Source organism: Streptomyces sp. NPDC094034 (assembly GCF_040303865.1).
GTDB lineage: Bacteria > Actinomycetota > Actinomycetes > Streptomycetales > Streptomycetaceae > Streptomyces.
The window spans coordinates 1-18,283 of the sequence record NZ_JBEOUD010000065.1; the positions used below are offsets into that span (position 1 = coordinate 1).

19 protein-coding genes and 1 pseudogene are annotated in these 18,283 nt (G+C 71.3%); 10 read left to right on the forward strand and 10 right to left on the reverse strand.

Annotation, left to right across the window (positions count from 1 at the left end; all coding sequences use genetic code 11):
* Positions 1-189: pseudogene (locus ABTZ59_RS34290) on the forward strand (cytochrome P450); the annotation flags it as partial.
* A 77-nt stretch (positions 190-266) separates the two neighbouring features.
* On the opposite strand, the gene ABTZ59_RS34295 reads toward ABTZ59_RS34290, so the two are convergent.
* The 4 genes from ABTZ59_RS34295 to ABTZ59_RS34310 all read right to left on the reverse strand — a co-directional run bounded on the left by ABTZ59_RS34295 (position 267) and on the right by ABTZ59_RS34310 (position 4,424).
* Positions 267-1,685, reverse strand: coding sequence for a S41 family peptidase (locus ABTZ59_RS34295; protein WP_503003840.1), 1,419 nt, complete (start codon positions 1,683-1,685; stop codon positions 267-269).
* Positions 1,686-1,867: 182 nt separating this feature from the next.
* Positions 1,868-2,653 (reverse strand): amino acid ABC transporter ATP-binding protein, encoded by a 786-nt coding sequence (locus tag ABTZ59_RS34300; protein WP_351423762.1) that lies wholly within the window; start codon positions 2,651-2,653, stop codon positions 1,868-1,870.
* Positions 2,650-3,543, reverse strand: a complete 894-nt coding sequence (locus ABTZ59_RS34305) for an amino acid ABC transporter permease (protein ID WP_351423767.1) — start codon at positions 3,541-3,543, stop codon at positions 2,650-2,652. Before ABTZ59_RS34305 ends, ABTZ59_RS34300 begins: the two co-directional genes overlap by 4 nt.
* Positions 3,540-4,424, reverse strand: a complete 885-nt coding sequence (locus ABTZ59_RS34310; RefSeq protein WP_351423773.1) for an ABC transporter substrate-binding protein — start codon at positions 4,422-4,424, stop codon at positions 3,540-3,542. Before ABTZ59_RS34310 ends, ABTZ59_RS34305 begins: the two co-directional genes overlap by 4 nt.
* Positions 4,425-4,650: 226 nt before the next feature.
* Between ABTZ59_RS34310 and ABTZ59_RS34315 the strand changes: the two genes are divergently transcribed.
* Positions 4,651-5,400: a class I SAM-dependent methyltransferase gene (locus ABTZ59_RS34315; RefSeq protein ID WP_351423777.1), complete on the forward strand. Its 750-nt coding sequence runs from the start codon at positions 4,651-4,653 to the stop codon at positions 5,398-5,400.
* An 82-nt stretch (positions 5,401-5,482) separates the two neighbouring features.
* Here ABTZ59_RS34315 and ABTZ59_RS34320 read toward each other — a convergent pair whose 3' ends face one another.
* Entirely contained in the window at positions 5,483-6,007 is a 525-nt protein-coding gene (locus ABTZ59_RS34320; RefSeq protein WP_351423780.1) for a DUF5954 family protein, read from the reverse strand.
* 112 nt (positions 6,008-6,119) lie between these two features.
* Positions 6,120-7,439 (reverse strand): FAD-binding protein, encoded by a 1,320-nt coding sequence (locus ABTZ59_RS34325; protein ID WP_351423785.1) that lies wholly within the window; start codon positions 7,437-7,439, stop codon positions 6,120-6,122.
* A gap of 247 nt (positions 7,440-7,686) precedes the next feature.
* On the opposite strand from ABTZ59_RS34325, the gene ABTZ59_RS34330 reads away from it, so the two are divergent.
* The gene (locus ABTZ59_RS34330) at positions 7,687-8,376 is read left to right on the forward strand and encodes a YoaK family protein (RefSeq protein WP_351423788.1); all 690 of its coding nucleotides are present in this window, start codon (positions 7,687-7,689) and stop codon (positions 8,374-8,376) included.
* A gap of 16 nt (positions 8,377-8,392) precedes the next feature.
* On the opposite strand, the gene ABTZ59_RS34335 is transcribed toward ABTZ59_RS34330, so the two are convergent.
* Together ABTZ59_RS34335 and ABTZ59_RS34340 are read right to left on the reverse strand one after the other, a co-directional pair.
* On the reverse strand, positions 8,393-8,974 hold the full coding sequence (locus ABTZ59_RS34335; protein WP_351423791.1) for an NUDIX hydrolase: 582 nt from the start codon (positions 8,972-8,974) through the stop codon (positions 8,393-8,395).
* 164 nt (positions 8,975-9,138) lie between these two features.
* The gene (locus tag ABTZ59_RS34340; RefSeq protein ID WP_351423795.1) at positions 9,139-9,942 is read right to left on the reverse strand and encodes an SAM-dependent methyltransferase; all 804 of its coding nucleotides are present in this window, start codon (positions 9,940-9,942) and stop codon (positions 9,139-9,141) included.
* Between the two features lie 186 nt (positions 9,943-10,128).
* Here ABTZ59_RS34340 and ABTZ59_RS34345 point away from each other — a divergent pair, with 186 nt between their 5' ends.
* From ABTZ59_RS34345 to ABTZ59_RS34370, 6 genes are all read left to right on the forward strand, one after another.
* On the forward strand, positions 10,129-10,593 hold the full coding sequence (locus ABTZ59_RS34345; RefSeq protein ID WP_351423798.1) for a hypothetical protein: 465 nt from the start codon (positions 10,129-10,131) through the stop codon (positions 10,591-10,593).
* A 138-nt stretch (positions 10,594-10,731) separates the two neighbouring features.
* Positions 10,732-11,847, forward strand: coding sequence for a PLP-dependent cysteine synthase family protein (locus ABTZ59_RS34350; protein ID WP_351423802.1), 1,116 nt, complete (start codon positions 10,732-10,734; stop codon positions 11,845-11,847).
* Positions 11,848-11,885: 38 nt separating this feature from the next.
* Complete coding sequence (locus ABTZ59_RS34355; RefSeq protein ID WP_351423863.1) at positions 11,886-13,148, forward strand: MFS transporter; 1,263 nt, start codon at positions 11,886-11,888, stop codon at positions 13,146-13,148.
* Positions 13,149-13,213: 65 nt separating this feature from the next.
* Positions 13,214-14,068, forward strand: coding sequence for a sulfite exporter TauE/SafE family protein (locus ABTZ59_RS34360; protein WP_351423805.1), 855 nt, complete (start codon positions 13,214-13,216; stop codon positions 14,066-14,068).
* A 92-nt stretch (positions 14,069-14,160) separates the two neighbouring features.
* The gene (locus ABTZ59_RS34365; RefSeq protein ID WP_351423808.1) at positions 14,161-15,264 is read left to right on the forward strand and encodes an ABC-2 transporter permease; all 1,104 of its coding nucleotides are present in this window, start codon (positions 14,161-14,163) and stop codon (positions 15,262-15,264) included.
* Positions 15,265-15,348: 84 nt separating this feature from the next.
* Complete coding sequence (locus ABTZ59_RS34370; RefSeq protein WP_351423866.1) at positions 15,349-16,134, forward strand: VOC family protein; 786 nt, start codon at positions 15,349-15,351, stop codon at positions 16,132-16,134.
* A 48-nt stretch (positions 16,135-16,182) separates the two neighbouring features.
* Here the strand turns inward: ABTZ59_RS34370 and ABTZ59_RS34375 are convergent, their stop codons facing one another.
* On the reverse strand, positions 16,183-16,479 hold the full coding sequence (locus ABTZ59_RS34375; protein WP_351423811.1) for a UBP-type zinc finger domain-containing protein: 297 nt from the start codon (positions 16,477-16,479) through the stop codon (positions 16,183-16,185).
* A 266-nt stretch (positions 16,480-16,745) separates the two neighbouring features.
* On the opposite strand from ABTZ59_RS34375, the gene ABTZ59_RS34380 reads away from it, so the two are divergent.
* The gene (locus ABTZ59_RS34380; RefSeq protein WP_351423816.1) at positions 16,746-17,687 is read left to right on the forward strand and encodes a hypothetical protein; all 942 of its coding nucleotides are present in this window, start codon (positions 16,746-16,748) and stop codon (positions 17,685-17,687) included.
* A 33-nt stretch (positions 17,688-17,720) separates the two neighbouring features.
* On the opposite strand, the gene ABTZ59_RS34385 is transcribed toward ABTZ59_RS34380, so the two are convergent.
* On the reverse strand, positions 17,721-18,161 hold the full coding sequence (locus ABTZ59_RS34385) for a MerR family transcriptional regulator (RefSeq protein WP_351423819.1): 441 nt from the start codon (positions 18,159-18,161) through the stop codon (positions 17,721-17,723).
* Positions 18,162-18,283: the final 122 nt, after the last annotated feature.

An 18,283-nucleotide genomic window follows, 5' to 3' on the forward strand; every position in this document is an offset into this window, starting at 1 on the left:
CCCGCACAAGTACCCGCCCGACTCATCACCCGCACCGCCGTCAACACCGTCCTGCACCTCCTCCCCGACATGCGACTCACCATCCCCGCCGAACAGGTCGCCTGGCACCCCTCCCCCTGGACACGCATCCCGGTCTCCCTCCCCGTGGAATTCTCGGCAGCCAGGGGCCGGGTCCCCGGCCCCCGATAGGACTTGTCCCGTCGGACCCGCCTTCCGGAGCACCTATGACCAGCGATTGAGCGACATCGCGGGCGGGAAGCCCGCGTTCAGGACCACGTCCCCAGCACCTCGGTCGCCCGGTCGAACGCGGAGTCCCGCCGATGGTCGAACTCCTCCTCGGTGAAGACGGGTTCCGGTATGTGCGCCGGGATACCGGCACCGTCGAAGGTCTCGCCCGAGCGGGTCAGGAACTCCTCGTTCGGCAGCCAGAACGACCACCCGTTCGGCAGTTCGCGCCGCAAGATGTCCGAGAAGACGCCCTGGGTCGGCTCGCCGATCCGGACGGTCCCGCCGGGACGGTCAATGAGTGCCTGGGTGAAGGTCTCCGCGGCGCTGTAGGTGGTGCCCGCCGTCAGCACGGCGACGGGCCCGGTGAACCGGGGCGCTCGCGCCGGTTGTATGTACAGGGGCTCCGGGCGGGTGAAGCGGGTCGGATCGGCCGGGTCGTTGCGCGCCCGCTTGGCGTAGGCGAAGTACGGACGGTCGGTGAGGCGGGCGGCGATCCGAAGTCCAAGAGCGTCGGACCCGCCACCGTTCACCCGCAGGTCGATGATCAGCCCGGTCAGTCCGTTCGTGCGCTCACGGGTGAGAATCGCGTCCAGGGCGCGGTCCAGTTCGGCGCTGTCGGCGGCATAGGTGTCCTCCTCCGTATAGCCATCGAAGCCCGAGACACGCACATACCCCTGTCCGCCGGGCAGATCCGCGTAGCCGATCCGGCCGCGCGCGAACTCCCGGAGTTGACGGCCGCCCAGATCACGCTGCTCGACATACTCCTTGGTCCGGTTGTCCAGCTCCGGGCCCGGTACCGCGGTGCCCGGCCTGCTCCGCGCGAAGACGCCGGCGGAGCCGCCGAGGACGACGACATGGGCGTCGTACAGCGGGCGCGCCATGTCGCTGAGAACCGCGAACAGTTCGGCGTCGGTCGTGTCCTCGTGGACCGTGGGGCGAAAGCGCTCCCGGACCGCCGACCAGTCGATCCCCTTGGCCGCGAAGAACGGATAGTTCTCCTCGAAGGTCTGCCAGAAGACATCGAACGTCGCCACCGGACCAGTCGCCCGCTCCCTGGTGCAGGAATCCGGCAGCGCCGCGACTCGGAACAGGGTCCTCTCCCCGACCGACCCGTCCACACGCATCGAGGCCCGGTCCCGGCTGTCCGTCGAGCGCAGGGTGAGGACATCGCCGTCGTCGTTGGCGTACCGAGCCGATCCGGCGTCTCCGCCGGTGCGGCGCGCCGGCTCGCCCTCCAGACAGCCCACAGCGGTGGTCTGGTACTCCCGCAGAACACCTTCCTCGGCCGCGAGCACCGTCCCGTACCCGTCTGTCCGCCACACTCCGGTCGGAGGCGGCGGACGCGATGTGGCGCCCGCCGGGGCCGCGGGGACGGCGACACCACCCACCACCGAGAGCAGCGCGAGCGCCACCACGACTCCGGTCACCGGTCGGCCCGAAGAACTCTTCCCGCGCATGCTCATGTCTCCCCCGTCGATCGTTCAGGTACGACTCCCATGATCCGATCGACAGTGGTCGTGGAACATACCGCTGGCCTCACAATGGGACTGGGGAAAACCTCAGTTCGCCGACGGCCACCGGCGCGGCCGGCCCCGACCCGGTGCGGCCGACCCCGACCCGGCGCGCTCGGCCCGCCTCGTCACAGCCGGCCCGCCTCGACGATTCGCCGAAGGAAGCGCCTCGTACGCTCCTGTCGCGGATCGCCGAACAGTTCCTGAGGCGCCCCGCGCTCCAGCACCACCCCGTCGTCCAGGAAACACACCTGGTCCGCGACCTCACGGGCGAAGCCCATCTCATGAGTGGCCAGCACCATCGTCATCCCGTCGCCCTTCAGATCGCGTACGACCGAGAGCACCTCACCGACGAGTTCGGGGTCGAGCGCCGCCGTGATCTCGTCCAGGAGCAGCAGCCGCGGCCGTACCGCGAGCGCGCGTACGATCGCGGCGCGCTGCTGCTGACCGCCGCTGAGCCGGTCCGGGTACTCCCCCGCCTTGTCCCCGAGGCCGAGCCGTTCCAGCAGCTCGCGCGCCCGCGCCTCCGCCTCCTCCCGGGAGACGCCGAGGACCCTGCGCGGCGCGAGCGTGATGTTCTGAAGGACCGTCATATGAGGGAAGAGGTTGTACGACTGGAACACCACCCCGATACGGCGGCGCACCGCGTCCTGATCGGCCCGCGGGTCGGTGATCTCCTCGCCGTCGAGGAAGATCGCGCCGTCGTCGATCTCCTCCAGCAGATTGGCGCACCGCAGGAGGGTGGACTTGCCGGAGCCGGAGGCACCGATCAGCGCGGTCACGGTGTGCGGGGCCACATCAAGACTGACATCGCGCAGGACGACCCGGTCCCGTCCGAAGGTCTTGCGTACGGACTCCAGGCGCAGCACCGGCCGCTCGCCGCCGTCCGTCGCGCGGACATCGTGGGCGGTCATACGGTTCCTCCCTGGACACGTCGGCGGTCCATCCGGGCGGTGACCCAGTCCGTGAACCGGGTCATCGGGATCGTCAGCGCGACGAAGACGAGGCCCGCGACCACATACGGCGTGTAGTTGAAGTACTTTCCGGCGATGATCTGCGCCGCGTACACGGCGTCCACGGCGCCGGCGATCGACACGAGTCCTGTGTCCTTCTGAAGTGACACCAGATCATTGAGCAGCGGCGGCACGACACGCCGTACGGCCTGCGGAAGCACGACGTACCGCAGTGTCTTGGCGCTGGACAGTCCCAGCGAACGGGCCGCCGCTCGCTGGGAGGGGTGTACGGACTCGATGCCCGCCCGGAACACCTCGGCGACATACGCGGAGTAGGTCAGGACCAGCGCCGTCCCGCCCAGCAGTACCGGGTCCGTGGTGACGCCCTCCAGCCGCAGCGCCGGGACCCCGAAGACGACCATCAGCAGGCAGATGATCAGGGGCAGCCCGCGGAAGAAGTCGGTGTAGGCGGTGGCCAGGGCACGCACGGGGAAGAAGACCGGGCCACGCAGGGTGCGGGCGACGGCGAGCAGCAGTCCGAACAGCAGGACGCACACCCCGCAGATCGCCAGCAGCCGCAGATTGAGGAGCAGTCCGTCGAGGACCTTGGGCAGGGCCATCCGCGCGTACTCGGCGCTGAAGAAGGTCTCGCGGGTGCGCTGCCAGCCGGGTGAGCCCGTGATGACGAGGAAAAGGACGACGCCGGTGACGAGGGTGGAGAGCGCGGCGACGGCGGTGGCCCTGCGGGCGCGGGCGCGCTTGTACCGCTCGCGCGCGATCCGCCGCGCCGAGGGCGTGTAGGTGTCCTCGCCCTCGTCCTTCGTCGGCCGTACGGTGTTCGAGGAGGTCACTTGAGCACCGGCGCGTCCACGGCGTCGGAGAGCCACCGCTTCTCCAGCGCGGCGAGCGTGCCGTCGGCCCGCAGCCCGTCGACGGCCTTGGTGACGCAGGTCGTGAGTTCGCTGCCCTTGTCGAGGACGAGTCCGAACCGCTCCGCGGCGCCTGCCGAGTCCGCGAACTGGCCGACCACCTTCGCGTCCGGCACCTCCGTCGAGGTGATGTAGAAGGCCGTGGGCAGGTCGACGACGATGGCGTCGACCTGACCGTTGCGCAGCGCCGACTTGGCGAAGTCGTTCTTCTGGTAGACGGCGGGCTGCCGCGTCGGCTTGATGATCTGGTTGATCGTGTCGAGGCTCGTGGTGCCGACCTGCGCGCCGAGCTTGGCGCCCTTGAGACCGGCGGCGTTGGTGGCGTTGGCGTACGGGGAGTCCTTCAGCGCGATGACGGCCTGCCGTACGTCGTAGTAGCCCGAGGAGAAGTCGACGGCCTTCTCGCGCTCGTCACTGATGGAGATCTGGTTGATGTCGAAGTCGAAGTTCTTCTCGCCGGGCGCGAATGAGTTGTTGAACGGCACGGTCTGCCAGACAACTTGGTTCTTCTCGTACCCGAGGGCCTTGGCCACGGCATAGGCCACCGCCGACTCGAATCCCTTGCCGCTCGCCGGGTCGTCGTCCTGGAACCAGGGCGCGTAGGCCGGCTTGTCCGTGCCCACCGTCAGCTTTCCCTTCGCTTCCGTGGGCATCGTGCCCGGGTCGCAGGTGGACGCGGCGGCTCCGGAGGCGGACGCGTCGGCTTCGGTCGAGGTGTCCTGCGGGGCGCAGCCCGAGGCGGCGCCGATGACGAGGAGGAGGGCGGGAAGCGCGGGGAGCAGGTTTCGGGCGGTGAGGTGCATGGCGGGAGAGTGGCACCGCGTGGGGGGACCTGTCGAGATCAGGGCGTTGCGATCGCATGAATTCCGCCGGTGTGCGGGCCCGCGTGGCCGGGATTCGCCCACCGCGCGCCGGCGCGTCGCCCGACACCCCCGCACAGCCCGCGCGGCACCCGCCGTCCGGCGGACGATCTCCGCCGACCGGCACCTCCTGAGGACTTGTGCGGCCCTGTCGTTACCCTGGGCCTTGATGTTCACACCTCAGGGCCCGACCCTTCGCGAACTCGCCGTGCAGGCGTTCTCGTCCATCGAGCACGGCTATGACCTGCTGGCGCCGAAGTTCGACCACACGCCGTTCCGTACGCCCGATCATCTGCTGGACGCGGTGGTACGTACGGTCCGGCCGCTCGGGCCGTTCGCCACGGGGCTCGACATCTGCTGCGGCACCGGGGCCGGAGTGGGTGCGCTGCGGCGGTTGTGCGACGAGCGGGTCATCGGTGTCGACTTCAGCGCGGGCATGCTCGCCGCCGCCGCTGCCTCCTCCCCCGGCTCCGCGTCCGCCGCCTCCCACGAGTTCACCTCGGCGGCCGTGGACTGGGTACGTGCCGACGCGCGCGCCCTGCCCTTCGCGCCGGCCTTCGATCTGGCCGTCAGTTTCGGCGCGTTCGGCCATTTCCTGCCCGCCGAACGTCCCGTGCTGTTCGCGCGGGCCCACGCGGTGCTGCGTCCCGGCGGCCTGTTCGTGTTTCCTCTACCGGCCCCGCCCCCCGTCGGCTCCGCGCTCTACTGGGCGCTCTGGGGCTTCGACACGGCGATGAGGCTGCGCAATCTGCTCTGGCATCCGCGATTCGTCATGTACTACCGCACGTTCAGGCTGCCCGAGGTACTGGACGAACTGGCCCGTACGGGGTTCACCACCGAACTCCTCCCGCTGACGGATCTCGGCCGACGCCCTGACGGAAGCCCTCGATGTGCCCTGGTGGTGGCACGCCGGGAGTGAGCGCCGTACTCCCCCATGGGCGTTCCCTCGTGGGCGTTCTCCCATGGGTGTACCCCGATGGGCCCTGTCGGACCGGGACCGCTCAGTCGTCCAGCTCCCGTCCTGGTCCCCGAGGCCCCGGACGTTCGTCGAGCACCTCCGGAAACTCCTGATCCCGGGGCCCCGGCGGCTGTGGACCATGGCCGGTCATGATGACCGTCTGCTCGATCCGCACCACGCGGTAGACATCGCCGCCGATGATCACTTGGTTCTCGCCGCGTACGACCGCCTCGGCCGCCCGGGTGAAGCGCGGTGCCAGCTCGCCCGCGTCCAGGGCCCGTACCCGCAGCACATCACGGAGATCCGTCCTGGCCTCCGCTTCGGCCGGAACCGCCGGGAAGAGCTGTCGCCAGCCGCCGTCCTCGTGGAGCATCGCCGAATACGCCGTGTAATGCGCGACCGATGTCCGCTCCCCGTCGGGTCCGTTCACCGGGAACTTGCGCCGCAGCGCCTCCTCGCGCCGGCCCAGCTCCAGCAGCCGCCGGGCCGCCGCGTCATCGAATAACTCGCCCGCGGACTCATCGTCCGCCGTCTCATCGTCCGCTGCCTCATCGGGGTTCGCGCTCACCCGAGTAGCGTGCCGCAAAATGGTGCTCCGCGAGCGCGGTACGGGAGGATCTTCCGGGGTAAAACCCGCCATTTTTACGGGGTGCGGATCGGCCGACCACCGCCGTCCGCCCCTATCCGCGCCCGCCCGGGAAGTACCGTTCCAGCAGGTCGTTGCGGAAGACTCCGCGCGGGTCGTGCTTCGCGGTCAGCGCCTCGAAGTCGGCGTACCGCTCGTACAGCGCCGCCACCCGCTCCTGGCCCATCGTGAACAGCTTTCCCCAGTGCGGTCTGACGTCGAACGGCGCGAGGGCCTCCTCGATCGCGTCCAGCACGGGCATGACGGCCGCGGTGTCCGGGTGCCAGGTGAAGTGGAAGGCCACGGTGTCCCGTCCGTAGGCGGGGCTGAGCCACAGTTCGTCGGCCGCGACCGACCTGATCTCACCGATCTGGAGGACCGGCGCGATGCGCTCCCTGATCCGTGCCAGCGCGTCGAAGGCCGCCGGCCCGTCCTTCCGCGCGACGAAGTACTCGCTCTGTAGTTCCTCGCCGCTGCTCGGAGTGAACTCGGGCCGGAAGTGCGGCAGTCGTTCGTGCCACGGCCCGGCGACGCCGGACTGAACCGTGCAGGTCGACGGGTCCATACCGGGCACCGGGTGCCGGGGGCCGTCGGCACGTACGGCACCGAATCGTTGGCCGGGTACCGGGTCCGGGTCGTCGTCGCCGTCGCCGATCCGCTGCTTGAGCCACAACTGCTCGATCCGCTCCGTACGCCAGCTGGTGAAGACGCTCACGCTGTACGCGGCGGACAGCACCTCGTCGAACCGCTCACGCAGCCGCTCGTACGGAAGTCCCTCGTACACCCACTGCCGGATGTCGTACGCGGGCACGAGGCCGAGCGTCATACGGGTCACGACGCCGACCGCGCCCAAGGCGGTCACCGCCCCCGCGAAGTCCTCGTCGTCCCGGTCGAGGACGAGCAGTTCACCGTCGGCCGTGACGAGTTCGAGCGCGCGGACCGCCGAGGCGAGTGTGCCGTTGCCGACCCCGGATCCGTGGGTTCCGGTGGCACAGGCGCCGGCCACGGAGATGTGCGGCAGCGAGCCGAGGTTGTGCAGGGCGAGGCCCGCGCGGTGAAGCGCTCCGGTGAACTCGGCGAACCGCAGACCGGCGCTGACCGTGACGGTGGCGGCCGTCTCGTCGACCTCCACGATCCGGGGCAGCCCGGCCACCGAGACCAGATCGCCGTGGGTGTCGGCGATGGCGTTGAACGAGTGGCCGCTGCCGAGCGCGCGCACCGAGCGGCTTCCCGCGACGATCTCCCGCAACCGTTCCACCGATGAGGGCGTGTGCACGCGCCCCGCGTTGAAGGTGATGTTGCCGGCCCAGTTCCTCGGCCCCGGAGGTATGGCCCGGGCAGGGGGGGCATCGGGGCTTGCGGGCGGCTGGAGCATGGAGTTCCCCTTCTCGGCGATCGGGCGTGGCGGCCATGCCCGTTCCCGTACTTCTTACCTCATGCGCACGCGACGCCCGTCCGCGTGGTGCGGACAGGACGGCCCGCACTGCGGGGCTAGGGTCGATCCATTGGCCCGTTCGTTGGTCCGTGCGTTGGTCCGTGCGAGGCGCCGTGCGCGGGAGAGCGTCCGCCGGTGAGACACGGTCCGCCCGCGAGGGCGAGCGCGAAGGAAGGCAGGTGCCCCTGTGCCCGAGAGACTTCCCGTGGCACGGCGGTGGGCCGTCGGCGCGCTGCTGACCATGACCTTCGCGACCGGTCTCGTGGACGCGGTGAGCTATCTGCGGCTGGGGCATGTCTTCGTCGCCAATATGACCGGCAACGTCGTCTTCCTCGGATTCTCCGTCGCGAAGGGGTCCCAGATGTCGGTGGTCGCACCGATCGTGGCCATGGCGGCCTTCGTCCTGGGGGCGTTCTTCGGCGGGCATCTCAGCAAGTTCCTCGGCGGCCGGCCACGGTTCTGGCTGGTCCGGGCCTTCACCTGCCAGGCCGTCGGACTCACGCTGACGGCTCTGTTGCTCGGCACGGGAGTGCTCAGCCCCGAGGGCCGGCTCGTACTGGTGACCATCGCGCTGCTCGGTGGTTGCTCCGGTCTTCAGAACGCGACGGTGCGCGTGCTCGCCCCCCGGGATCTGACGACGACCGTCCTCACCCAGACGCTCACCGGACTCACGGCGGAGAGCGTGCTCGGGACGGGCACCGGTACGCGACCACACCGCAAGGTCGGCTCGTTGATCGCCATGTTCGCCGGGGCGGCGACCGGCGCGCTGCTGCTTCAGTTGACGCTGGCGGGGGTCGTCGGGCTGGCCGCCGTGCTGGTGGCGGGGGTCGCCTGCGTCTTCGCGCTGGCGCCGGCGCCGAACGACGCCACGGCCTGAGCCGCGTGTCCGTCGGTCAGCCGCGCTCGGCGGCGACGGCCAGCAGTTCCTCCACCCGCCGCAGCGCTTCACGGACGTTCTCCTCGGAGGTGGCCTCCCGCGCCTCGGCCGGGGACATCCAGCGCAACGGGGCATCGGGGTTCTCCGGCCGTGCCGCGTCCGGTTCGGCCGTGGCCAGGACGAACCGGAGGTCCGCGTGTTCATGCGCGGGTTCACCGCCACCCGCGGCGACCGGCACGATCACCACCTGAACGAGCCGCGCGCGGGACGCGTCCGGATACGGGACCAGGTCCCCCAGCCCGGTCTCCTCGCGGCCCTCCCGCGACGCGATCTCCAGGGGATCGCTCTCGCCCGGATCGCCATGGCCCCCGACCTGGAGCCATGAGCGCTGGCGCGGGTGCCAGCGCATCAGCACCCGTCCGCTCGCGGGGTGCACGATCAGCGCGGACGCCGTCACATGCAGCGGGATCGAGCGTAGCCAGGGATCGTCCGCGCCCTTCGCGAGCGCGTGGACGCGGGCCGCGTCGGCGGCCTCCCGGGGATCCCGTGTCCGGTACCGGGACAACAGATCGACGATCGGCCGGCCGACACCCTGCATCGTGTTCTCCCTGCCCGTCGACTCGCGACTCGTGGACTCGGCCTCGACCGGTACCGGTCCACCCCGGGGCGGCCGGGCGCGTCGAGGCCCGCGCGGCCCTCGTGTGCCACGCCGACCAGGACGTTACGGAATGTCGGTGGCTGATGTCCTCGGGTTTTCGGCGCTCAGGGCTTCCGTCCCACTCCGCCCCACATCGGGATGTCCGCGTCCCGGGCGTCGTGCGGGTCCGGCCGCCAGTCCGGCAGCGCCACGACTCCGGGCGCCAGCAGTTCCGTGCCGTCGAAGAAACGCCGTACCCGATCCCGGGTGCGGGGGGTGGCGGCGCCGTGGGCAGCGGCCCGTTCGTTGTACACCCGCATCGACTCGGCCACCGCGTCGGCGCCGATGTCGCTCGCCGGATGCGAGAGCACGACATGGCTGCCCGAGGGCAGCGCGTCGAGCAGCCGGGCCGTGATGCCGTACGGATCGTCCACGTCCGGGATGTACTGGAGGAGCGCCACGAGCATCAGCCCCACCGGCCGGCCGAAGTCCAGTGTGTGCGCGGCCTCCGCGAGGATGGTCTCCACCTCGCGCGCGTCCGCCTCGATGTAGTCGGTCCGTCCCTCGGGTGTCCCGTCGAGCAGCGCCCGGGCGTGGGCCAGCACGATCCGGTCGTTGTCGACATAGACGACCCGGGAGTCCGGGGCGAGGGACTGGGCGACTTCGTGGGTGTTGCCGGTGGCGGGGATGCCCGTACCGATGTCCAGGAACTGCCGGATCCCGGCTTCGCCGGCGAGATACCGGACGGTCCTGCCGAGGAAGGCGCGGTTGGCGCGGACGGCGGGCACGATCCCCGGGTTGGCGACGGCCGCCAGTTCGGCGGCCTCCTGATCGGCGGGGAAGTGATGGGTGCCGCCCAGCCACGCGTCGTACACCCGTGCGGGGTGGGCCACGTCCGAGTGGAACTCCGGCGGTCGCTCCGCGTCCATCGCATCCACCTCGCGGTTTCGTCGTCCCGGCGCACGGCCGGATCTCGCGGCGGCCGCGGTCTGCGGCCACAGGTCACGAGCCTGTCCCAGGAGGCTTGTCCCAGGAGCCACAGATTACGCAGCGGGCAGCGCGACGAACACTCCGCGGTGACGACATGGGGTGAGCGATCACATACGCTGCGCGACATGAACGGTACGGCGGGACACGGGAAGGGCGGGCGCGGGTCGAGACCATGCGCCGTCCTGCTCATCGTGCTGGCCGCGCTGTTCCACGTGCTGGCCTGTGCGCACGGTCCGGTCTCCGCCGCGGCGCCACCGGGCGCGGCGGCCGTGCCACCGGGCGCGGCGATGTCCACGGCCCTCTCGCCGCGGTACCCCGCCATCGGTCACCCGCCCACGCCGGTGGCCGGCTGCGCCGGTCGGGCCGGCCATGGGGCGGCTTCCTGCACCGACACGGATGAACCGAGCGTCCTGCCGCAGCGCCCGGACGCGTTCGCCGTCCCCCTCGCCGCCGACGGGGGTCCGGACGCGGCGGACCGCGCCGTACGGAACCCGATGGGCCCAGGCGCCCACGCGGCACGCGAGGACGCCGGTGGTGAGCGGGACACGCGGCAGCGGCGGCGCGCCGCGCTGGGTGTGTGGCGGAACTGATGACGGCCCCGGGCCACTGACAGCGCGCGTGCGGCCGCGGCCGCACCTGGCGCCGGTGGCTCGCCACGCTCTTCGACCGTTCCCCCTCACCACGGCCGGGGCGCGCCCACGCGCGGCCGGCCACTGGAGCTCTGCGCGATGGACCCCTTCGACGTTTCACCCGCCCCCCAGCCGGCCCACAGCCCGGCCGCGCTGGTCGGCGACACTCCGACGCTGTGGATCGGCGCCCCGTTCACGGCCCCCGGCCGCGGCTTCTGGGCCAAGCTGGAAGGCCACAACCCCGGCGGAATCAAGGACCGCACGGCCCTGTACATGGTGGCGCGCGCCCGGGAGCGCGGCGAACTGCCGCCCGGGGCACGGATCGTGGAATCCACCTCCGGCACGCTGGGTCTGGGGCTGGCGCTGGCCGGGGTGGTCTTCGGCCATCCCGTCACCGTCGTCACCGATCCGGGGATGGAACCGCTGATGACCGGGCTGCTGACGGCGTACGGCGCGGACATCGAGCTGGTGCGGGCGCCGCATCCGGTGGGCGGCTGGCAGGAGGCCCGCAGGCGGCGGGTGACGGAGCTGCTCGCCGCGTATCCGGATTCCTGGTGTCCGGATCAGTACCACAACCCGGACAATGTGGCCGCGTACCGTCCGCTCGCCCAGGAGCTGGTGTCCCAACTGGGCCGGATCGACACGCTCGTGGCCAGTGTCGGTACCGGCGGGCACTCCGCCGGGATCGGCACCGTGCTGCGTCACCACTTCCCCGCCCTGCGAGTGGTGGGTGTCGACACCACCGGCTCGACCATCTTCGGCCAGCCCCCGGCGCCCCGGCTGATGCGCGGTCTGGGCAGCAGCATCCATCCGCGCAATGTCGCGTACGGCCTCTTCGACGAGGTGCACTGGGTGGCCGCCCCGGAAGCGGTCTGGGCCGCGCGTTCGCTGGCGCGGGCGCGTTACGCGACGGGCGGCTGGAGCGTCGGGGCGGTCGCCCTGGTCGCCCGCTGGCTGGCGTCCGTACGGCCGCCCGGGGAGCGGATCGTGGCGGTTTTCCCGGACGGCCCGCAGCGCTACGTCGGGACCGTGTTCGACGACACGTACTGCCGTGAGCATGGTCTGCTCGACCACCGGCCCGCCGACCGTCCCAGGGAGATCGCGCATCCCGGCGAACGCGCTGTCACCCGGTGGACGCGCTGTACCACGGTGGTGGACCCACTCGCCGCGGCCGGACCGGAGGCGGGCGGCGGTCTGGCGGGGGTGGCCGGGTGAAGGGCTCGGTGACGGCCCGCGGCACCGGGGCCAGGACCATGGGCGTCTGGGCCACGACCCGGTCCTTCCCGCCCGCGGCACGTCTGTTGATGGCGAACCAGTTCGCCATCAATCTCGCCTTCTACATGCTCATGCCCTATCTCGCGGCGCATCTCGCGGGTGGGCTCGGGCTGGCCGCCTGGGCGGTCGGGCTGGTGCTCGGCGTACGCACGCTCTCGCAACAGGGGATGTTCCTCGTCGGCGGCGCCCTCGCCGACCGATTCGGCTACAAGGCACCGATCATGGCCGGCTGTCTGCTGCGCACGTCCGGTTTCGGACTGCTGGGGTGGGTGGACCAACTGCCCGCGCTGATCGTGGCGTCGGCGGCGACCGGGTTCGCGGGCGCGCTGTTCAATCCGGCGGTACGCGCCTATCTGGCGGCCGAGGCGGGCGAGCGGCGGGTCGAGGCCTTCGCGGTCTTCAACGTCTACTACCAGGCCGGGATGTTGCTGGGGCCGCCGGTGGGTCTCGCCCTCCTCGTCGCGGACTTCCGGCTGGTGTGCGTGGTCGCGGCGGTGATCTTCGCCGCGCTGACGGTGCTCCAGTGGCGCGCGCTGCCCGCCCGGGGCGGCGCGGAGAGCGCCGTCGGACTCCCGGCGGGGGTGTCCGCGCGGTGGCGCGCGGTGCTGGCCAACCGGCCGTTCCTGCTGTTCTCGCTGGCCATGATCGGCTCGTACGTACTGACCTTCCAGGTCTATCTGGCCCTGCCGCTGGCCACCGCCGAGGCGCTGGGGCCCGACGCCGAGAAGGCCACAGGCGCGCTCTTCATGGTCTCGGCCGCCGTGGCGGTGGTGGGGCAGACCCGGCTGACGCGCTGGGCCACACGCCGCTGGAGTCCGCGGGGAGCGCTGGTGCGGGGGCTGACGATCATGGGGCTGGCGTTCGTCCCACCGGCCCTGGTCCCCGCCGGTGACGGGCGCCCGGCGCGGCTGTGGTTGCTCACCGCGCTGGTGGCGGCGGTCGTCGCGCTGGCCGTGGGGAGCGCGGTGGTCCATCCGTTCGAGATGGACACCGTCGTCGCGCTGTCGGGCGACCGGCTGATCGCCACCCACTACGGCTTCTACAACACCGTCTCCGGACTGGGCATCACGCTCGGCAATCTGGGCACGGGCGCGCTGTGGGATGTGGCGCAGCGCCACGACGCCCGCCGACTCCCCTGGGCGGTGCTGGCCTGTACGGGCCTGGCCTGCGCCGGGGCGGTGTTCGCGCTGGCGCGCGGTGGCCGGCTGACCGCCCCGGCGGATCGGTCCGTACCGGGCTGAGTCCCGCTTCGGGCGCCGACCGCCCGATGGCGGCCGCGCACCGGGGCATACCATCGGTTGCCGAAATGGACATATCTTGGTGGGGATTCGCCGCGCTCGCCGCGGCGGCGGCGCTCGTCGGCTTCTCGAAGACCGCGGTGAGCGGCGCGAACACGGTCAGCCTGGCGGTATTCGCCGCCGTGCTGCCCGCGCGCGAGTCGACGGGCGTGCTGCTGCCGATATTGATAGTCGGTGATGTGGTGGCGGTCCTCACCTACCGGCGCCATGCCCACTGGCCGACCCTGTGGCGGCTGTTTCCCGCGGTCGCCGCGGGGGTGGTGGCGGGCACGGTCTTTCTCCTCTGGGCCGATGACGCCGCTGTCCGCACCTCGATCGGCGCGATCCTGCTGCTGATGGCGGGTGTCACGATGTGGCGTCGGCGCGGCGGCGCGGACGGCGCGAAGGGGAACGAGCAGACCGGAGGGATACCGGAGGAGCACGACGGGGCGGAAGGAGCCGGGGGAACGGAGGTGGCGGGAGCGGCGGGAGCGGCGGCCGGGGAAGGCGGATCGAAGGCGTCGTCCGCCGGTCGCGTCAAGGCACGTTCGTACGGGGTCCTCGGCGGATTCACCACCATGGTCGCCAACGCCGGCGGCCCCGTCATGTCGCTCTATCTGCTCTCCGCCGGTTTCCGGAAGCTCGGGTTCCTGGGCACCTCCGCGTGGTTCTTTCTGATCGTCAATACCTCCAAGCTGCCCTTCAGCGTGGGACTCGGACTGATCGACGGCCCTTCCCTGCTGCTGGACGCCGCCCTGGTGCTCTTCGTCTTCCCGGGCGCTCTCATCGGCAAGGCGTGTGTGGACCGGATCGACCAAAGACTCTTCGAGCGACTGGTGATCGGGGCGACCGTCCTGGGCGGGCTTCAACTCCTGCTGCGCTGAAGCCGTTCCGGAATCCCGCCCCTCTCCGTCGCGAAGCTGTTCCGATATGCGTGGTCGACGCCGATCCGATATGCGTGGTTTACGGTGCCTTCATGGACGCGGATCAGGAAGGTCGGCCACGCTCCGGCGGCGCGCACGTCAGACATCGGACCCCGGGAGGGCGCTGGTCCGCCTTCACCGCCTCGCCCTTCCTCCCCGCGATCGTCCTCACCTTCATCCTCGCCGCGGCGGCCGGGGTCTTCGCGGGTTCCTACACGTACAACATGGCGAACCCGACGCCCCACCGGATCCCCGCCGCCGCGGTGGGGCCCACCGGCACGGCAACCGCCACCGCCTTCGTGGACGGCATGGAGAAGGCCCTCAACGGATCGCTCGAACTCCGTCGCTTCCCGAGCGAGGCGGCGGCGCGGAGTGCGGTCGAGGAACAGGAGGTCTTCGCGATTCTGACGTTCCGTACGGACCGCGTCGATTTCGCGGTGGCCGGCGCGGCCGGTGCCTCCGTGGCGCAACTGCTCGCGGAAACCGCCCTGCCCGTGGCCAAGGCTGCCGGGGTCCCCGTACGGATCAGCGACGTCAAGCCGCTCCAGAAGGGGGATCCGCGCGGGCTGGCGCTCTTCTATGTCTCACTCGCCGCCGTGATCGTGGGGCTCGTCGGGGCGATTCAGCTGAACGTCCAGGCGAGCGAGTTGAACCCCGGGGAACGGATCGCCTTCACCCTCGCGTACTCACTGCTCGGCGCCTTCGCGATCGCCTCGGTGGTGGACTGGTGGCTCGGCGCGCTCCGTCTTCCGTTCGTGGAGTCCTGGCTGATCCTGGCGCTCACCATGTTCACGTCCGGGATGGTCTTCACCATGTTCAACACCCTCATGGGCCGGTGGGCGATGCTGCCGACCTGGGGGCTGTTGGTACTGCTGGGCAACCCCTCTTCCGGCGGTGCCGTCTCCTGGCCGCTGCTGCCCTCCGCGCTGGGACACATCGGACGGTGGCTGCCACCGGGCGCCTCGATCAACGCCAACCACACGGCGGTGTACTTCGGCGGGGCCCAGCATGTGTTCCCCTTCGCCGTGCTGGCGGGCTGGGCGCTCGTGTCCATCGCCGTGTTCTGGATCTGGCGCGGCCGGCACCCCGGCGGCCGGGAACTCAATCCGGCGCCGCCCACCCGCCGCGGGGAAGCGGCACCGGGCCTGACAGAGTAGGAGCACCGATCGGGGGCAGTGGGTAGAGACAGCGGAGCGCGTCAAGAGTCGGGGCGCGGGCGGAGTGAGGGCGGAGTGAGCGGTGTGGAGCGGGACAAGATCGATTCACAGACGGTGGCCGGAGCTCCTTGCTGGGTGACGCTGCTCTCCCGTGAACTGCCCGCCGCTCAGGCCTTCTACGGCGATGTGCTGGGCTGGACCTATCGGGCGGCGGGGCTGGGGGACGATTTCTGTGTCGCCCTTTCCGACGGGATGCCGGTCGCGGGCATCGGCGCTCTGGCGGCCTCGCTCCAGGTCGCCGTCTCCTGGACGCCGTACTTCGCGGTGGCCGATGTGGACGAGGCCGCGGCCCGGATCAGGGAGCGCGGCGCGACCGTCGCGGTGGGTCCGCTGGCCTTCCACTCGGGCCGGGCCGCGCTGGCCACGGACCCCGACGGCGCGGCGTTCGGTATCTGGGAGGGCGCGGTGCGCTCCGACTGGACCGTGGGGCGCGGCAGCGCCCCGGCCTGGCTGGAGTTGCGCACCCGCGACACCGACGACGCGGCCGGGTTCTACAGCCAGGTCCTCGGCTGGGCGCCGGAGACCGAGGGCGGGTTCACGCTCGTACGCGAAGACGATCACGCGGTGTTGCGGCAGGACGAGCATGTGGTCGCCAAGATCCGTGGCGGCGCCGTGCAGGCCACGCCCGACCCGCGGATCCGGCCGCGCTGGCATGTGTACTTCCGGGTGCCGGAGGTGTCCCGTTCGGTGCGGGCGGCGCTCAACGGCGGAGGCGCGCTGCTCTCGCCGCCGGACACGTCGCGGGCCCCGGCGGAGGAGGCGACGCTGCGCGATCCGGACGGCGCGCTGTTCACCGTGACGTCGGGCTGACGCCCGTACTGGCGCGGGCCGCCGCCCGCACCAGGCGCGGGCGGCCGGTCAGGCGGGCCGGATCGGTGGCACGCCCTCGACCTCGAAGACGACCTCGTCCTCGTAACACCACCACCAGCCCTCACCCGGCTCGTACGAACGGATGAGCGGGTGTCCGGAGGCGTTGTGGTGCGCGGTCGCGTGCTTGTTCTTGGAGGAGTCGCAGCAGCCGATGTGGCCGCAGGTCTGGCACTCCCGCAGATGCACCCAGGTGTCGCCCATGGCCACACACTCGGTGCAACTGTCCGGACTGTCCGGAGTCACCGGCTCCACATCCGCGAGATGACTACAGATGAACCCGCTCACGCCCTCTCCGCTGTTCGTCATCACGCCGCCGCCCGTCCGACCGCACAGGTCACTCGCACAGCTTCACCCGCACAGGCCCATCGCACGGGTCACTACGAGTCCGTCGTCCTTTTTCACCGTACGGCCGGTCCCCCGCCACCGCCAGCAGGAAGGGAACCGGGGCCGCGCCCGCGGCGTCTTGACAGCGGTCCGGCACGGGAGAAGCCTGGACATTCGGTGCTCGCCGGGGGGCGAGCGGGGGGAAACGGGGCAGCAGGGTGAGTGACATGCGCGCGCGTATTTCGGGGCGGGCCACGGCCGCGGGTGTGGTCCTGGCGCTGGCCGTACCACTGACAGCGTGCGGCTCGGGAGGTGACAGCGGCGGCTCGGGGTCCCCGTCGGCGGCCGGCGGTCCCACGCCGAGCCCTACGCCGACCGTCGATCCGGCCGCGTACCGCGGCACGCTGGACACCGCGCTCGGCCCGCTCGACAAGGCGCTGCGCGCGGTCGACCGCGCGAGCGAGGGCCGCGCCCTGAATCAGGCGCTCGGTACGGCCTCCACCGCGGCCGCCACCGCCGCCGGCGGACTGGAGACGGCCGATACCCCCGATGACGCCGAGACCGGCAACGCCGCTCTCGCCGCCTCGCTGCGCGATCTGAGCCGGAGCCTGGCGGACGCGGGGGGCGGCGAAGGACGCTGTGCCATCTCACCGCGCGTCGAACTGGGCTCGGCCGACGGCCCCCGGCGCGTCAAGGAAGCGAGCACCACACTCACCGGCCTCGGCTACCCCGTACGGCTGAAGCTGCCCCGCACCGAGCAGCCGAAGCACCGCCGGCTCGGCAACGGCGCCCTTGTCAAGGACGCTCGTTCGGGCGGGCTGGGGCGGCTGACCGTCAGGAACAGCACGGACTCCGACGCGGTGGTCTCCCTGACCCGTGGCAAGAAGACCGCCTTCACGGTGTACATACGCAAGGGCGCCAGTACGACCGTGCGCCGCGTCGGGGACGGCTCGTACACCGTGTACTTCACCTCGGGCTCGGACTGGAGCTCCGCGAAGAAGTCCTTCACGCGGGACTGCGCGTTCGAGAAGTTCGACGACACCGCGGACTTCAAGACGGTGGAGGTCAGCGGGGGTACGCAGTACACCGTGCTGACCTTCTCGCTGGCCAAGACGCTCGGCGGCAACGCCACCACCAGCGAGGTCCCCGAGAGCGAATTCCCGTCCTGAACCGCTCAGCCACCCTGCGCCTCGGCCGGCCCCTCAGCCGTCGCCCGGCCCGGCGGGTGCCGTCCATACGCGCAGGGTGGCGGCGAACTCCTCCGCCCGCGCCAGCCAGACGCGGAGATTCGCGATCCGCTCCGCGGTGGCCCGCTCGAACGCGTCCACGCGCGCCAGGAGTTCGTCCCGCTCGTCAGGGGCGGGAGGCTCCTCGGCGTCGAGCCGTTCGACGACGGCGAGCAGGGCACGCACCTCGTCCAGCGAGAAGCCCAGCGGTTCCATCCTGCGGATGACCATCAGCCGGGCCACATCGGAGTCGGTATAGAGGTGGAAACCACCTTGTGAGCGGGCGGACGGGGTGACGAGCCCGGTCTCCTCGTAGTGCCGGATGGTGCGCAGGGACAGTTCGGTACGCGCGGCCACTTCACTGATGCGCATGCGATGTCTGGAGTCCACGTATTCGGCGTCCACATATCCGATCATGACAGTTTTATACCTTTTACCGCATTCCCTGGGGGCCCGAGCCGCGCGCCCGCGAGGTCAGGGCTTGTGGACCTTCCCCGGCTCGGCGCGTCCCGGCGCCGTCAACCGGGGGAACCGGGGGC

Coding starts and splice junctions, on each gene's coding strand:
- ABTZ59_RS34365 (WP_351423808.1), top strand. CDS start 14,161: ATGGACGCGGATCAGGAAGGTCGGCCACGCTCCGGCGGCGCGCACGTC.
- ABTZ59_RS34350 (WP_351423802.1), top strand. CDS start 10,732: ATGGACCCCTTCGACGTTTCACCCGCCCCCCAGCCGGCCCACAGCCCG.
- ABTZ59_RS34355 (WP_351423863.1), top strand. CDS start 11,886: ATGGGCGTCTGGGCCACGACCCGGTCCTTCCCGCCCGCGGCACGTCTG.
- ABTZ59_RS34345 (WP_351423798.1), top strand. CDS start 10,129: ATGAACGGTACGGCGGGACACGGGAAGGGCGGGCGCGGGTCGAGACCA.
- ABTZ59_RS34360 (WP_351423805.1), top strand. CDS start 13,214: ATGGACATATCTTGGTGGGGATTCGCCGCGCTCGCCGCGGCGGCGGCG.
- ABTZ59_RS34385 (WP_351423819.1), bottom strand. CDS start 18,161: ATGATCGGATATGTGGACGCCGAATACGTGGACTCCAGACATCGCATG.
- ABTZ59_RS34340 (WP_351423795.1), bottom strand. CDS start 9,942: ATGGACGCGGAGCGACCGCCGGAGTTCCACTCGGACGTGGCCCACCCC.
- ABTZ59_RS34310 (WP_351423773.1), bottom strand. CDS start 4,424: ATGCACCTCACCGCCCGAAACCTGCTCCCCGCGCTTCCCGCCCTCCTC.
- ABTZ59_RS34325 (WP_351423785.1), bottom strand. CDS start 7,439: ATGCTCCAGCCGCCCGCAAGCCCCGATGCCCCCCCTGCCCGGGCCATA.
- ABTZ59_RS34380 (WP_351423816.1), top strand. CDS start 16,746: ATGCGCGCGCGTATTTCGGGGCGGGCCACGGCCGCGGGTGTGGTCCTG.
- ABTZ59_RS34315 (WP_351423777.1), top strand. CDS start 4,651: ATGTTCACACCTCAGGGCCCGACCCTTCGCGAACTCGCCGTGCAGGCG.
- ABTZ59_RS34300 (WP_351423762.1), bottom strand. CDS start 2,653: ATGACCGCCCACGATGTCCGCGCGACGGACGGCGGCGAGCGGCCGGTG.
- ABTZ59_RS34295 (WP_503003840.1), bottom strand. CDS start 1,685: ATGCGCGGGAAGAGTTCTTCGGGCCGACCGGTGACCGGAGTCGTGGTG.
- ABTZ59_RS34335 (WP_351423791.1), bottom strand. CDS start 8,974: ATGCAGGGTGTCGGCCGGCCGATCGTCGATCTGTTGTCCCGGTACCGG.